Source organism: Spirillospora sp. NPDC029432 (assembly GCF_040703975.1).
Lineage (GTDB): Bacteria > Actinomycetota > Actinomycetes > Streptosporangiales > Streptosporangiaceae > Spirillospora.
This window is the reverse complement of the sequence record NZ_JBEZWH010000116.1, coordinates 1-13887: the sequence shown is the minus strand read 5'-3', so window position 1 is coordinate 13887 and position 13887 is coordinate 1. Positions and strand designations below refer to the sequence as shown.

Genomic DNA, 13887 nt, shown 5'->3' with positions numbered 1-13887 from the left:
CCGCTGTATGTCGGTGAGGAACCGGTCGAAGTAGCGGCGGAACTCGCGGCGGACGACCTGCTCGACCAGCGCGTCCTTGGTCCGGGCCCGCTACGGCCGGGTCACTCGCCCTCGGTGCGGCGGCGCCAGCGCTCCTCCATCCGGTCCATGAAGCCGCGCTTGGAGCGCTCGCGGCGGGCGGGCCGGCCGGCGGCACCACCGCCGCCGGCGCCGCCCGGCGGCGCGGCCTCGGAGCCGACCCCGGTCATGCGCTTCCAGCTGGTCAGTGCCCAGACGCAGCACACGACCATCAGGAGGAATCCGGTCACGCTCACCACGATCGTGACCGTGCCAGCGTTCATGACGAGACCGGTCATCAGCGCGCACACACCCAGCACGAAACCGAGAGCGGCCTTGACGATCCGGCGCTTGTAATGGACCTGGGGGTTGGTCGAGCGGACCGCGTGAGCGAACTTCGGATCCTCGGCGTACAACGCCTGCTCGATCTGCTCGAGCATGCGCTGCTCGTGCTCAGAGAGCGGCACGGCGCCTCCCAACGACAGCCCCGCTACGGGGTATCCGATGCAGGACGGGAACCTCAACGGTGATATGCCCAGAATACGAGCCCGAACGAGGGGACGAAAGCGAACGGCCAACCGGAGACCACGAGTCGGTCATGTCCCTGCCGTCTCCCGTCACCGTGCGTCCCCGCCGTCACTGCCGTCACCGTCGTCGGCGCGGCGGACCAGCGCGGCCGGCCGGACGGCACCGCTGCCGAACCGGTGCGCGACCTGGTCCATCGCGCGCTCGGCCTCTCTCCAGCCCGTCTCGGGTTCGCCGAAGGCCAGCTGGCGGGGGGCCTGATCGGCGGGGCCCAGGTTCTCCACCCGGACGCCCACCAACCGCAGTCGTACCCGATCCAGCCCGGCGGCCTCGTACAGCTCGCAGGCTGTGATATAGATCACACGGGACAGATCGGTCGGCTCGCGCAGGGTGCGCGCCCGGGTGATCGTCTTGAAGTTCGCCATTCTCAGTTTGACGCTCACCGTGCGCCCGGCGTTCCCGCTCGCCCGCAGCCGCGCCCCGACCTTCTCCGACAGCCGCAGCAGCTCGCGCCTGATCGTCTCGGGGTCGTCGATGTCGGTGTCGAACGTCTCCTCGGCGCCGATGCTCTTGTCGGGCGTGTGCGGCACCACGGCGCGCGGGTCGCGCCCCCACGACAGCTCGTGCAGGTGGGCGCCCAGCGCGTTCCCCAGCTCCCGCTGGAGCGTCGCCAGGGGCACCTGGGCGATCTGCCCGACCGTCCGCAGCCCCAGGCGCTTCAGGGCCTCCTCCGTCCGCTCGCCGACGCCCCACAGCGACGCGACCGGCAGCGGGTGCAGGAACGCCTCAACCTCGGCGGCCGGCACCACCAGCAGCCCGTCCGGCTTGCACCGGGTCGAGGCCATCTTGGCAATGAACTTGGTGCTCGCGACGCCGACCGAGCAGGTGATCCCCTGCTGCTCGCGCACCTGCTCCCGGATCGCCTGGGCGATCACCGCGGGCCGCCCCATCCGCCGCACCGCGCCCGCCACGTCCAGGAACGCCTCGTCCAGCGACAGCCCCTCGACCAGCGGCGTCACCGTACGGAAGATCTCGAACACCGCCGCCGACACCCGCGAGTAGCGCTCGTGCCGGGGCGGCAGCACCACGGCCTGGGGGCACAGCCGCCGCGCCCGCGACATCGGCATCGCCGAGTGCACGCCGTACTCGCGGGCCTCGTACGACGCCGCCGACACCACCCCGCGCGCGCCCACGCCCCCGACGATCACCGGCCGCCCCCGCAGCTCGGGCCGCTCCAGCAGCTCGACGCTCACGAAGAAGGCGTCCATGTCGACATGCAGGATCGCGCACCCGGTGTCGTCCCCCGGCGGCCCCGCCGGCGGCCCCGGCCGGTGAAGCTGCTGCTTCCGGCTCACGCCCGCCGCCGCTCAGACACGGTCGGCCACCACGTGCAGCTGGGTGGCGAGCTCGCGGAGGACCGGGTGGACGGCGGCGACCGCCTCCAGGGCGATCAGGGCCTCGGCGTCCTGCTCGGAGTCCAGGTCGCCGGACGGGACCAGGTCCGCGAAGATCCGGACGCCGTGCAGGGCGCCCACCCGGAGGCCGGCGTTCTCGACCAGCGCCGACAGCGACTGGCGGGTGAAGCGGCGGGGGGTGTGGTCGTGCTCGCCCCAGCGCCCGGACGGGTCGGTCAGCGCCCGCCGCGCGTCGTCGAAGTGGCCGGCCACCGCCCGGTGCAGCGCCGCGCCCACCTGGCCGGGGACGAGCGCGCTGACCGAACCGCCCGGGCGGACGGCGTGGGTCAGCGCGGCCATCACGGCGGCGGGGTCGTCGACGTACTCCAGGACGCTGTGGCACAGCACCAGGTCGGCCGTGTCGCGGCCGAGCAGGTCGGGCAGATCGACCGCGTCGCCCTGGACGGCGCGGACGGTCACCCCCGACTCGGCGGCGCGGCGCTCCAGCGCCGCCAGCGCGTCCAGGCTGGCGTCGACCACCGTCACCCGGTGCCCGAGCTCGGCCAGCGGCACCGCGAAACCGCCGGTGCCGCCGCCCACGTCGACCACGTCCCGGGGCCCCGACTCGGGGTCGATGCGGTCCAGGACCTTGCGCAGCGCGTCCCACAGGACGGCGCTGCGCACCCGGCCGCCGCCCCGGGTACGCCTTCCCTGCCGGGTGGCCACGGCCGTCCCCCTACTGTCGCGCTCTCCGGTCATCCGTCCCCACCCTAGCCAGCTCCGCCGGGACCGCTCAGCTCTCCAGGGACAGCGAGGGCTTCAGCCGCTGGAGCCGCGACAGCAGCCCGTTCACGAACCGGGGGGACTCGTCGGTGGACAGGTCGGTGGCCAGCGCCACCGCCTCGCTCACCGCGACGCCGTCCGGGACGTCCTCGACCCAGAGCAGCTCGTAAGCGCCCATCCGCAGGATGTTGCGGTCCACGACCGGCATCCGGTCCAGGGTCCAGCCGGTGGCGTAGGTGGCGATCAGCTCGTCGATCCGCTCGCCGTGCTCCTGGACGCCCTCGACCAGCCGCACCGCATGGCCGAACTCCGACAGCTCGTCCTGGTTGGGCCGGCCGCGCTGGGCCAGCACCTCGGTCGGCCGCTCCTCGCGGAGCTCGGCCGCGAACAGGATGTCGAGCGCCAGCCGCCGCGCCTTGGTCCTAGCGCTCACTTGCCCGCCCTCGCTCGCTCGCCCATCAACCCCGGCCGAGGTAGTCGCCGGAGCGGGTGTCGACCTTGACCTTCTCGCCGGTGGTGATGAACAGCGGGACGTTGATCGTCGCGCCGGTCTCCAGCGTGGCCGGCTTGGTGCCGCCGGTGGAGCGGTCGCCCTGCAGGCCCGGCTCGGTCTCGGTGACCTCCAGCACGACGGCCGCGGGCAGCTCGACGTACAGCGGGTTCTCGTTGTTGAACGCGATCACCGCGTTCTGCTCCGGCAGCAGGTAGTCCGCGGCGGTGCCGACGATCGTGCCGGGGATGTGCGGCTGGTCGTAGGTCTCGGTGTCCATGAAGACGAAGTCGTCGCCCTCGCGGTAGAGGTACTGCATCTCCCGCTTGTCGACGCTGGCCACCTCGACCTTGGTGCCGGCGTTGAAGGTCTTGTCGACGACCTTCCCCGAGAGCACGTTCTTCAGCTTGGTCCGGACGAACGCGCCGCCCTTGCCGGGCTTGACGTGCTGGAACTCCAGAACGGTCCACAGCTGGCCGTCGAGGTTCAGCGTCATGCCGTTCTTCAGGTCGTTCGTCGTCGCCACAGCGTCCTCTCCTGGCGGGGCACTCCCGCCCCGGTCGTTCCGGTGCTCGCGGACCCGTGCTCGTCAGAGGACGAGCAGGTCCTTCGTCGTCTCGGTAAGGAGCTCCGGCCCGCCCGGCCGGACCACGAGCGTGTCCTCGATGCGGACCCCGCCCCGGCCCGCGAGGTAGACCCCGGGCTCGGCGGTGACAGGAACTCGATCCATCAGCTTACCGGTCCTGTCGTACCCCATGAGCGGTGCCTCGTGGATCTCCAGGCCCACGCCGTGGCCGAGCCCGTGCGGGAAGTCGTCGCCGTGCCCGGCGGCCTTGACGAGGTCGCGGGCGGCGGCGTCGACGGCCGCGGTCTCGGCCCCCGGGACGGCCGCCGCGATCGCCGCCAGCTGGGCGCGCAGGACCAGGTCGTAGACGTCGCGCTGCCAGTCCGCGGGCTCGCCGATCGCGAACGTGCGGGTCATGTCGGCGTGGTAGCCGCCGCGCAGGGCGCCGAAGTCGATCGTGACCAGATCGCCGCGTTCCAGGGCCCGGCCGCCGGGCCGGTGGTGCGGGATCGCGCCGTTGGGGCCGGACGCGACGATGGTGTCGAACGCGATCGCGTCGGCGCCCAGGTCGATCATCCGGCGCTCCAGCGCGATGGCGATCTCGCGCTCGGTCCGGCCGGGCCCGATCGTGGGGAGCACGTCCGCCAGCGCCCGGTCGGAGATCGCGCACGCCTCGCGCAGCAGCGCGATCTCGTCCTCGTCCTTGACCCGGCGCAGCTCCTCGACCCGATGTCCCGCGGGGGTGAACGCGAGGCGCTCGTCGAGCGCGGCGAGGGCGGCGTGCTTCTCCACGGTCATGGCGTGCGCCTCGAACGCCAGCCGCCGGACGCCGGTCTCCGCGGCGCGGGCGGTCAGCGCCTCGCTCGTCGTCCGCTGGACGATCAGTTCGAGGTCGGGGCACACCCGGGCGGCCGTCCCGGCGTACCGCGAGTCGGTGGCCAGCACCGCGGCGCCGGCGGCGGGAACGAGCAGCGCCGCGTTCGAGCTGGCCAGGCCGGTCAGGTAGCGGACGTTGACCGGCTTGGTGATCAGTACGGCGTCGGCGTCGGCGGCGATGCGGGCGGCGAGCGCGCCGCGCCGCCGCTGGTGCTGGTCGTTCATGGCCGCACTGTATTTCACCGCTCCGGGTGCCCGGAGCGCGTGTCTCGGTGCCGTCTCAAAACATGAATAACTCTCGATTCCGGTGCCCGGGGTGCCCTACCGTGGCGCGCGCACGTGATCCCCCGCCGCGGCCGCCACGGCCCCTTCCCCAGGAGTGATCTCATGCCCCCAGTCAGCAGGCGCGGCGTGCTCGGCGCGGGCGCGCTGACCGCCACCGGCGCCGCCCTGTCCGCCCTCCCCGCCGCCCCGGCCGCCGCCCGGTCCCGCACCGCCCCGGCGCAGGCCGACGTGGTCGTCGTCGGGGCCGGGCTGTCCGGCCTGGTCGCCGCCCGCGACCTGGTCGCCGCCGGCCGGTCGGTGATCGTCCTGGAGGCGCGGGAGCGCCCCGGCGGCCGGGTGTACGCGCTGCCGCTCGGCGACGGCGTCTTCAGCGAGGGCGGCGCCGAGTTCATCGGCCCCACCCAGGACCGGATCGCGGCGCTCGCGAAGGACCTCGGCGTCGGCACGTTCGCCACGTACAACACCGGCAAGAACGTCTACTACCGCAACGGGAAGCGGTCGGAGTACGCCACCGACGGCCTGCTCGGCTCGGTCCCGCCGGACTGGGGCGTGATCGACCTCCAGTTCGCGCTGGTCGCGCTCGGGAACATGGCCAAGACCGTCCCGGTGGGCGAGCCGTGGAAGGCGCCCAGGGCCGAGGAGTGGGACGGCCAGACGTTCCACACCTGGTCGCGGTCCAACTCGCTCAGCTCCGGCGCGCGCTTCCTGCTGGACGCGTTCGTCAGCGCGACGCTGTCGGTGCGGTCCCGCGACGTGTCGCTGCTGTACGTCCTGCACTACATCGCCGCCGCCGGGAACGCGGCCACGCCGGGCGACGTGAACCGCCTCATCGACACCAAGGACGGCGCGCAGGAGACGCGCTTCGTCGGCGGATCGCAGGAGATCCCGGTACGGCTCGCCGCGCGCCTGGGCGACCGGATCCGCTACAACGCGCCGGTACGGAGCGTCACCAGCGGCGGCGGGGGCGTCACGGTGACCGCGGACGGGATCACGGTCACCGCGAAGCGGGCGATCGTCGCCATGTCCCCCGCCATCGCCGCGAAGATCGACTTCTCGCCGGGGCTGCCCGCGGGCCGGGCGCAGCTCATGCAGCGCTACCCGATGGGCTCGGCCGCCAAGTTCGTGGCCCTCTACGAGACGCCGTTCTGGCGCGCCGACGGGCTCACCGGGCAGGCCGTCGCCGACAGCGGGGCGATCGACACGACCTTCGACAACAGCCCGCCGGACGGCTCCCGCGGCATCCTGATGGGCTTCATCAACCAGACCAACATCCGGCGCCTGGACGACGCCCCGGAGGACGAGGTCCGCCGGGCCGGGCTCGAGTCGTTCACGAAGCTGTTCGGGGAGAAGGCGGCGAACCCGCGGAGCACCGCGGTGCAGCGCTGGGACAACGAGGTGTGGAGCGGCGGCGGCCCGGTCGGGATCGCGCCGCCCGGCGTGCTCACCGACTTCGGCGCCGCGCTGCGCGCCCCGTGCGGCCCGGTCCACTGGGCGGGCACCGAGACGTCCGGGTACTGGACCGGCTACATGGACGGCGCGGTCCGCTCCGGCGAGCGGGTCGCCGCCGAGGTCCACGCCGCCCTGTAGCGGGTCCGGCCGGCCGCGTCAGAGGCCGGCGGCCATCTCCTTGACCTTCTCGATCAGCGCGAGGCGGCCCTTGTGGTCGCCCGCGATCGGGGAGACGTTGAGGGTGGTGATGCCGGACTCCTTCATGGCGGCCAGCCGCTCGCGGACGTGGCCCTCGGAGCCGATCAGCGACATCTTCTCCAGCAGCTCGGCGGGGACCTTGGCGGCGGCCTCGTCCTTCTTGCCGTCCAGGTAGAGGTCCTGGATCTCCTCGGCCTCGCGCTCGAAGCCGTACCGGCGGGCGAGGTCGTTGTAGAAGTTCTTGCCCTTGGCGCCCATGCCGCCGATGTAGAGCGCGGCCATCGGCCGGCCGAACTCCAGGAAGCCCTGGACGTCGTCGCCGATGGCCAGCGGGGCCTGGCCGACCACGTCCAGCTCGCCGAGGGCGGGGTCGCGCCTGGCCTTGCCCGCGGCGAGGGCGTCGCCCCAGACGTCGGCGGCCTTCTCCGGCATGTAGAAGATCGGCTCCCAGCCGTTGGCGATCTCGGCGGTCAGCTCGACGTTCTTGGGGCCGATCGCGGCCACCAGCACGGGGATGTCGGCCCGCACCGGGTGGTTGATGATCTTGAGCGGCTTGCCCAGCCCGGTGCCCTGCTCGGGGGGCAGCGGGAGGGTGTAGTGCTTGCCCTCGTACTGGAGGCGCTCGCGCTTCCAGACCTTGCGGCAGATCTCGATGACCTCGCGGGTGCGGCCGAGCGGGGCCTGGTACGGCAGCCCGTGGAAGCCCTCGATCACCTGCGGGCCGGACGCGCCGAGGCCGAGGGTGAAGCGGCCCTCGGAGACGAAGTCCAGGCCGGCCGCCGTCATCGCCATCAGCGCGGGCGTCCGCGAGTAGATCGGCAGGATGCCGGAGGCGATCTCCAGCCGCTCGGTCTTGGCGGCGATGTAGCCCATCTGGCTCACCGCGTCGAAGCTGTAGGCCTCCGCGACGAACACGATGTCGAGGCCGGCCTTCTCGTAGTCGGCCAGCTCCTCGACGGTCTCCTTGAAACCGCCCGCGTAGCTGAGCGCCATCCCGATGCGCATCCGGCGTCCTCTCATTGAACCGAATCGGATTCCAGTCGAACGTAACCTAGTCCCTGAGCGCCCGCGCGCCCAGGGTCCGGCCGCGGGCGTCAGCCCAGCGCGGGGCCGCGGAGCGCGGCCAGCGCCGGGGCGTACATCCCGGTACGGATCCTGCCCACGGTCGCGCCGTCCTTGCCGGCCAGCGACGCGGCCAGCTCGACCGCCGCGGGCAGCACCTCCGCCTCGGGCGCGGTCCGGTGGACGATCCCGGCGGCGCGGGCCTCCTCCGCCGTGAACCGGCGCCCGGTGATCATCGCCTCGTGCGCGGCGGCCGGCGACAGCCGCGACTGGATCAGGGCGAACATCCCGGGCGTGAAGTTCATCCCGAGATCGACCTCGGGCAGGCAGAAGTAGCCGCGGTCGGTGCGCATGACGGCGAAGTCGTGCGCCAGCGCGAGCATGCCGCCGCCGGCGAACGCGTGGCCGTTCACGGCCGCGACCGTCGGGACGGGCAGCTCCAGCAGCCGCGCGAACAGCGCGTGGACCCGCCCCAGGTACTCGGCCATCCGGTCGCCGTTGGCGCTCAGCCAGTCGAGGTCGAGCCCGTTGGAGTAGAACTTGCCCGTGCCGACGGTGACCAGCGCGCGGGGCGCCGCCGCGGCCGCGACCTCGTCGAGGGCGCCGTCCACGGCGTCCAGGAAGTCGGGGCCGAACCGGTTCTCCCCGTTGTCGTACCGCAGGACGAACACGTCGCCCTCGCGCTTGAGCTCGATCACGCAGGTCTCCTTCTCCGTACCGGCACCTCGAGTACCGCCAGCAGCCTATTCCCTCCGCATATGACGATCGTCATAGCAAACCGGGAAACAGTATGACGTCCGTCATGGGCACCGCGAAAGACCTATGATGAATGTCATAATCGCTGGTATGGGGACCGACAGCCGGGAACGCATGGTGCGCAGCGCCGCCTACCTCTTCCGCGAGCGGGGCTACAGCGGGACGGGCTTCCGCGACGTGATCACGCACAGCGGCGCGCCCCGCGGATCGATCTACCACCACTTCCCGGGCGGCAAGGTGCAGCTGGCGGAGGAGGCGGTGCGCTACGCCGGGGAGTTCCTCAACGCCGGCATCGCGGCGGCCGTCGAGGGCGGCGACGCCGCCTCGGCCGTGGACGCGTTCGTGGGCTGGTGGCGGCAGGTGCTGATCAAGAGCGAGTTCCGGGCCGGCTGCCCGGTGGTCGCGGTCACGGTGGAGTCGCACGAGGACGCCCCGCAGCTCGCGGCCGCCGCGGCGGCCGCGTTCGGGCGCTGGCAGGACACCCTCGCCACCGGGCTCGGCAACGCCGGCGTTCCGGACGCCCGCGCCGGACGCCTCGCCACCATGATCGTCGCGGCCGTGGAGGGCGCCACCGTCATGTGCCGGGCGCGCCGCGACGTGGCCCCGCTCGACGAGGTCGTCGCCGAGCTGAAGGACCTGGCCCGCGCCGCCGTGGCCGGCGCCTGAGAACCGGCGGGCCCTACCGGGTCTTCTCCTCGGCGAGGACCTCCGCGAGGGCCTGGAGCGCCAGGACGTACGACATGAACCCGAACCCGGCGATCGTGCCGGTGGCCACGCCCGCGACCACGGAGGTGTGCCGGAACTCCTCGCGCGCGGCCGGGTTCGAGATGTGCACCTCGATCAGCGGCGCGGTGCGCTGCGCGAGGGCGTCGCGCAGCGCGTACGAGTAGTGGGTGAACGCGGCCGGGTTGAGCACGACCGGCAGCCGCTCGTCGGCCGCCTCGTGCACCCAGGCGATCATCTCCGCCTCGTCGTCGGTCTGCCGCACCTCCACCTGGAGGTCCAGCCGGCGGCCCGCGTCGCGGCACAGCGCGGTCAGGTCGTCGAACGACTCGGCGCCGTACACGTCCGGCTCGCGGGTGCCCAGGCGGCGCAGGTTGGGGCCGTTCAGGACCAGGACGCGGCTCATCCGGCCACCTTCGCGTAGGCGCGCTCCAGCAGGTCCTCGCCGGGCCCCTCCAGGCGGCCGGGCTTGGCCAGGCCGTCCAGGACGACGAAGCGGAGCGTGGATCCGCGGGACTTCTTGTCGATGGTCATGGCCGCCCGCAGCCCGGGCCAGGCGCCTGCGGCGTACGAGACAGGCAGGCCGGTGGACGCCAGCACCGAGCGGTGCCGCTCGACGACGTCGGCGGGGAGCCGGCCGGCGAGGGCGGCCAGCTCGGCGGCGTAGACCATGCCGACGGCGACCGCGTGGCCGTGCCGGAAGCGGTAGTCCTCGGCCTTCTCGATCGCGTGCGCCAGCGTGTGGCCGTAGTTGAGGATCTCCCGCGGGCCGGCCTCCTTGAGGTCGGCGGAGACGACCTCGGCCTTGACCCGGACGGCGCGCTCGACCAGCTCGCGGGTGTGCGGCCCGGCCGGCGACGCGGCGCCCGCCGGGTCGTCCTCGACCAGGTCGAGGATCACCGGGTCGGCGATGAAGCCGGCCTTGATGATCTCGGCGAGGCCGCTGATGTAGTCCTCGCGCGGCATCGTGGCGAGCGTGCCGAGGTCGCACAGCACCCCGGCCGGCGGGTGGAACGCGCCGACGAGGTTCTTGCCCTCGGGGATGTTGATGCCGGTCTTGCCGCCGACCGCGGCGTCCACCATGCCCAGCAGCGTGGTCGGCACCAGGACGCACCGCACGCCGCGCAGCCACGAGGCGGCGGCGAAGCCGGCCAGGTCGGTGGTGGCGCCGCCGCCGACGCCGACGATCGCGTCCGAGCGGGTCATGCCCAGCTCGGCGAAGCGCGACCACAGCCCGGCGAGGACGCCGGCCTCCTTGGCCGCCTCCCCCTCCGGTACGGGCAGCGCCTCGACGCGGTACCCCGCCTCTTCCAGCGCGGCTCCGACCGGGCGGGCCAGCTCGGCGAGGCTCTCGTCGTGGACGAGCGCGACGGTGCGGACGCCCGGGCCGAGCAGGCCGGGCACCTCGCCGTGCACGCCCGTCCCGATCACCACGTCGTACGGTTCGCCGCCGCCGACGCGGACCCGCGCCGCGTCCGTGCCGCTCATGAGAGCTCCTTGACGATCTCTTCGACGATCTCCTCGGGGGTGCGGCCGTCGGTCTCGACGTGCAGCGTCCCGAGCCGCTCGTACACGGGGAGCCGCTCCTCCAGGAGCTTGCGCAGCTGGCTGCGCGGGTTGAGGACCAGCAGCGGCCGGGCCGAGGCGAGCCCGACCCGCTTGACCGCCTCCGACAGCCCGACCCGCAGGTAGACCACCGTGTGCCCGGCCAGCAGCTGCTGCGTCTCGGGGTGCAGCACGGCGCCGCCGCCGAGCGCCAGCACGCCCTCGTGCTCGGCCAGCGCGGCCCGCACGGCGCGGTGCTCCAGGTCGCGGAAGGCCTCCTCGCCGTCGTCGATGAAGATCTCGCCGATCGGCTTGCCGGCCATCGCCTCGGCGTCGGCGTCGGTGTCGCGCAGCGCCAGCCCGAGCCGGCCCGCCAGCGCCGCGCCGATCGTGCTCTTGCCCGAGCCGGGCGGGCCGATCAGCACCGCCTTGGGTCGCGTCATCGTCTCCGCTTCCATCGCGTGCTCTCCACTTGACCTGCTTGACGGCCTGCTACTTGATGGCGAGGGACGAGACGTACCCGCGCAGGTTGCGGGCGGTCTCCTCGGCCGAGTCGCCGCCGAACTTCTCCAGCGCGGCGTCGGCCAGCACCAGCGCCACCATGGCCTCGGCGACCACTCCGGCGGCGGGCACGGCGGTGACGTCGCTGCGCTGGTTGATGGCCTTGGCGGGCTCGCCGGTCCGCACGTCGATGGTGTCGAGCCGGCGCGGCACCGTGGAGATCGGCTTCATCGCGGCGCGCACCCGCAGCACCTCGCCGGTGGTCATGCCGCCCTCGACGCCGCCCGCCCGGTTGGTGCGGCGGCGCACGCCGTCCTCGGTGTTGTCGATCTCGTCGTGCGCCCGCGACCCGGGCCGGCGCGCGGTGGTGAACCCGTCGCCCAGCTCCACGCCCTTGATCGCCTGGATGCCCATCAGCGCCCCGGCCAGCCGGGAGTCCAGCCGCCGGTCCCAGTGGACGTGGCTGCCCAGGCCGGGCGGCAGCCCGTACGCGAGCACCTCGACGACACCGCCGAGGGTGTCGCCGGCCTTCTTCAGCTCGTCGATGTGCGCGATCATCGCGGCGGCCGTCTCGGGGTCGAAGCAGCGCACCGGGTTGGCGTCCACGGCGGCCAGCTCGTGCGGCTCGGGCAGCACGCCCTCCGGGGCCGCGACCTCGCCGAGCGACAGCACGTGGCTGAGCACCTCGACGCCGAGCGCCTGCCGCAGGAACTGCTTGGCGACCTCGCCGAGCGCGACCCGCGCGGCGGTCTCGCGGGCGCTGGCGCGTTCGAGGATCGGGCGGGCGTCGTCGAACCCGTACTTCTGCATGCCGACCAGGTCGGCGTGGCCGGGCCGCGGCTGCGACAGCGGCGCGTTCCGCGCCTGGGCCGCCAGGACGTCGGCGTCGACCGGGTCGGCCGACATCACCGTCTCCCACTTGGGCCACTCGCTGTTGCCGACCTCGATCGCGATCGGGCCGCCCAGCGTCACGCCGTGGCGGACCCCGCCGATGATCGTGACCTTGTCCTGCTCGAACTTCATGCGGGCGCCCCGCCCATGCCCGAGCCGGCGGCGGCGCAGGGCCTCGGCGATGTCGTCCGAGGTCACGCGCACGCCGGCCGGCAGGCCCTCCACAATCGCGGTGAGGGCCTGGCCATGGGACTCCCCCGCGGTCAACCAGCGCAGCATGGGCCCAATCCTCCCATCTCCCCGGGCATGCCCGCGCACGCGGTACGGACCTCAGCCGGACAGCCGCTCCAGGTCGGCGAGGGCCTCCGACAGCAGGACGGGGCCGGGGGCGCCGGCGCCCTCGATCACGACCCGTTCCAGCACCTGCTCCGGCAGGTCGTCCCCGGAGGCCCAGAGGCCGGGGTCCAGCCCGACCGTGATCTCCGCGCCGGGGCCCAGCGGGCGACCGATCTCGTCCCGCAGCCCATCGTCGCCGGTCCGGAGCAGCCAGCCGCGCTGGACCAGGCCGCGTACGGCGCCCGAGGGCACCCGGCGCCCCTCGAAGCGGTCCGGCGGGCCGGTGACGACGGTCCTGCCGAGCTGCGGGAACGGCTGGAGGATCTCGTAGTCGGCGAAGATCTCCGTCCACGCCTTCACCGCCGCCTCGCCGAGCGGCAGCGGGTGCGGGATGCCGACGGCCGCCCCCGCCGGGATCGTGAACATCTCGTCCGCGGCGTCGGCGAGCGTCCCGTCCTCGGCGATCCGGAACGGCACGCCGTCCGCGGCCCACACCAGGCGGCGCGCGATGTGCCGGACCAGCGGATGGCCGGCGAAGTACGCGCGGAACTCCTCCGGTGTCCAGCTCCGCCCGTTCACCATCGCCTTCTCCAGGCGCGCGATCTGGTCGGCCGCGACCGCGCGCGCGTCCTTCTTGAGCCGCCCGAACCTCTTGTACGCGGCGGGCGCCAGCTCCGGGTCGTCCTTGGCGCCCGGCTTGGGCAGCGCCTTGAGCGGCCTGCCGTCCTCCCCGGCGACCACCGGCTTGAGCGCCTCGTCGAAGCCGACCGTGAAGCGGCGCGGCCCGTAGTCGAGGACGAGGGAGCCGCTCGCGTCCAGCCCGAGGTCCGGGACGAGCCGGTCGCCCAGCTCGTCGGTGGTCAGCCCGAGCCGTTCCGCGATCTCGGCGATCTTCTCTTCCGCCTTCGCGCGGAGCCCGGCGAACCTCACCCGCTGGGCGATGCCGTGCAGGTGCGCGAGCGCGGTCTCGGTGCCGATCTCCGCGAGCACGTCCAGGGCCTTGACCGCCTTGGCGTGCCCGGACTCGCCCGGCCACGCCTTGATCAGCGGGGTCAGGTCGCGTACGGCGGCGTCGTCGCCGAGCGGGCCGAGCGCCGCCAGCGCCCAGGTGTCGGCGGCCGGGGCGCCGATCATCTGCCAGTACTCGAACAGCGACCAGGCGAACTCCGCGAGCGACGCGCGGTCGCACTCGTCCCGGATCCGCAGGACGCCGGGGTAGGTCTCCCCCGGCTTGCCCAGGGCGAGCATCGCCACCAGGTTCCGCGTCGCGGCCTCCGGCAGGGCCGCCTCCCGGCCCGGCAGCAGGACCTGCGGGAGCGCCGCGAGGTCCACCCATTCGCCGTACTTCGGCGGCCGGGTCGCGAGCCGCTCCAGGGGGTCGGCCGCGAGGAGCGCCGCGACCGCGTCCGCCGCCCGGACGCCGTGGACGCGGGCGGCGCCGGCGACGGCCG

Annotated in this window: 15 protein-coding genes and 1 pseudogene; 2 read left to right on the top strand and 14 right to left on the bottom strand. The window is 73.6% G+C overall.

The genetic code is table 11. The features are described from left to right. The 7 genes and pseudogenes from AB0881_RS40505 to AB0881_RS40475 form a co-directional block, all read right to left on the bottom strand. A pseudogene (locus AB0881_RS40505) lies at positions 1–81 on the bottom strand (TetR/AcrR family transcriptional regulator); the annotation flags it as partial. Between the two features lie 20 nt (positions 82–101). Further along, positions 102–524, bottom strand: a complete 423-nt coding sequence (locus tag AB0881_RS40500) for a DUF3040 domain-containing protein (RefSeq protein WP_366626093.1) — start codon at positions 522–524, stop codon at positions 102–104. 150 nt (positions 525–674) lie between these two features. Beyond that, positions 675–1937, bottom strand: a complete 1263-nt coding sequence (locus AB0881_RS40495; protein ID WP_366626092.1) for a DNA polymerase IV — start codon at positions 1935–1937, stop codon at positions 675–677. Between the two features lie 12 nt (positions 1938–1949). Then, positions 1950–2735 (bottom strand): methyltransferase domain-containing protein, encoded by a 786-nt coding sequence (locus tag AB0881_RS40490; protein ID WP_366626090.1) that lies wholly within the window; start codon positions 2733–2735, stop codon positions 1950–1952. A gap of 34 nt (positions 2736–2769) precedes the next feature. Further along, a complete protein-coding gene (nusB, locus tag AB0881_RS40485) occupies positions 2770–3192 on the bottom strand; it encodes a transcription antitermination factor NusB (RefSeq protein WP_366626088.1) in 423 nt (140 codons plus the stop codon). 25 nt (positions 3193–3217) lie between these two features. Then, entirely contained in the window at positions 3218–3775 is a 558-nt protein-coding gene (gene efp, locus AB0881_RS40480) for an elongation factor P (protein ID WP_366626087.1), read from the bottom strand. 63 nt (positions 3776–3838) lie between these two features. Next, entirely contained in the window at positions 3839–4915 is a 1077-nt protein-coding gene (locus AB0881_RS40475; protein ID WP_366626085.1) for a Xaa-Pro peptidase family protein, read from the bottom strand. A gap of 162 nt (positions 4916–5077) precedes the next feature. On the opposite strand from AB0881_RS40475, the gene AB0881_RS40470 reads away from it, so the two are divergent. Next, positions 5078–6562, top strand: coding sequence for a flavin monoamine oxidase family protein (locus AB0881_RS40470; protein ID WP_366626083.1), 1485 nt, complete (start codon positions 5078–5080; stop codon positions 6560–6562). An 18-nt stretch (positions 6563–6580) separates the two neighbouring features. On the opposite strand, the gene AB0881_RS40465 is transcribed toward AB0881_RS40470, so the two are convergent. Together AB0881_RS40465 and AB0881_RS40460 are read right to left on the bottom strand one after the other, a co-directional pair. Further along, on the bottom strand, positions 6581–7627 hold the full coding sequence (locus AB0881_RS40465; protein ID WP_366626082.1) for an LLM class F420-dependent oxidoreductase: 1047 nt from the start codon (positions 7625–7627) through the stop codon (positions 6581–6583). An 89-nt stretch (positions 7628–7716) separates the two neighbouring features. Next, complete coding sequence (locus AB0881_RS40460) at positions 7717–8382, bottom strand: enoyl-CoA hydratase-related protein (RefSeq protein WP_366626080.1); 666 nt, start codon at positions 8380–8382, stop codon at positions 7717–7719. Between the two features lie 148 nt (positions 8383–8530). Here AB0881_RS40460 and AB0881_RS40455 point away from each other — a divergent pair, with 148 nt between their 5' ends. Beyond that, entirely contained in the window at positions 8531–9106 is a 576-nt protein-coding gene (locus AB0881_RS40455) for a TetR/AcrR family transcriptional regulator (RefSeq protein ID WP_366626078.1), read from the top strand. A 13-nt stretch (positions 9107–9119) separates the two neighbouring features. On the opposite strand, the gene aroQ is transcribed toward AB0881_RS40455, so the two are convergent. From aroQ to AB0881_RS40430, 5 genes are all read right to left on the bottom strand, one after another. Further along, a complete protein-coding gene (aroQ, locus tag AB0881_RS40450) occupies positions 9120–9569 on the bottom strand; it encodes a type II 3-dehydroquinate dehydratase (protein ID WP_366626076.1) in 450 nt (149 codons plus the stop codon). Then, positions 9566–10651, bottom strand: a complete 1086-nt coding sequence (gene aroB, locus AB0881_RS40445; RefSeq protein WP_366626074.1) for a 3-dehydroquinate synthase — start codon at positions 10649–10651, stop codon at positions 9566–9568. Before aroB ends, aroQ begins: the two co-directional genes overlap by 4 nt. Beyond that, positions 10648–11151: a shikimate kinase gene (locus AB0881_RS40440; RefSeq protein WP_366626073.1), complete on the bottom strand. Its 504-nt coding sequence runs from the start codon at positions 11149–11151 to the stop codon at positions 10648–10650. Before AB0881_RS40440 ends, aroB begins: the two co-directional genes overlap by 4 nt. Positions 11152–11200: 49 nt before the next feature. After that, positions 11201–12379, bottom strand: coding sequence for a chorismate synthase (gene aroC / locus AB0881_RS40435; RefSeq protein WP_366626071.1), 1179 nt, complete (start codon positions 12377–12379; stop codon positions 11201–11203). 51 nt (positions 12380–12430) lie between these two features. Further along, a partial coding sequence (locus tag AB0881_RS40430) for a DUF4132 domain-containing protein (protein ID WP_366626069.1) occupies positions 12431–13887 on the bottom strand: 1457 nt, incomplete at its 5' end.

Excerpts from the sequence above, each read along its gene's own strand:
- aroQ (WP_366626076.1), bottom strand. The coding sequence starts at position 9,569 with ATGAGCCGCGTCCTGGTCCTGAACGGCCCCAACCTGCGCCGCCTGGGC.
- AB0881_RS40465 (WP_366626082.1), bottom strand. The coding sequence starts at position 7,627 with ATGCGCATCGGGATGGCGCTCAGCTACGCGGGCGGTTTCAAGGAGACC.
- AB0881_RS40455 (WP_366626078.1), top strand. The coding sequence starts at position 8,531 with ATGGGGACCGACAGCCGGGAACGCATGGTGCGCAGCGCCGCCTACCTC.
- AB0881_RS40470 (WP_366626083.1), top strand. The coding sequence starts at position 5,078 with ATGCCCCCAGTCAGCAGGCGCGGCGTGCTCGGCGCGGGCGCGCTGACC.
- aroC (WP_366626071.1), bottom strand. The coding sequence starts at position 12,379 with ATGCTGCGCTGGTTGACCGCGGGGGAGTCCCATGGCCAGGCCCTCACC.
- AB0881_RS40440 (WP_366626073.1), bottom strand. The coding sequence starts at position 11,151 with ATGACGCGACCCAAGGCGGTGCTGATCGGCCCGCCCGGCTCGGGCAAG.
- AB0881_RS40490 (WP_366626090.1), bottom strand. The coding sequence starts at position 2,735 with ATGACCGGAGAGCGCGACAGTAGGGGGACGGCCGTGGCCACCCGGCAG.
- aroB (WP_366626074.1), bottom strand. The coding sequence starts at position 10,651 with ATGAGCGGCACGGACGCGGCGCGGGTCCGCGTCGGCGGCGGCGAACCG.
- AB0881_RS40475 (WP_366626085.1), bottom strand. The coding sequence starts at position 4,915 with ATGAACGACCAGCACCAGCGGCGGCGCGGCGCGCTCGCCGCCCGCATC.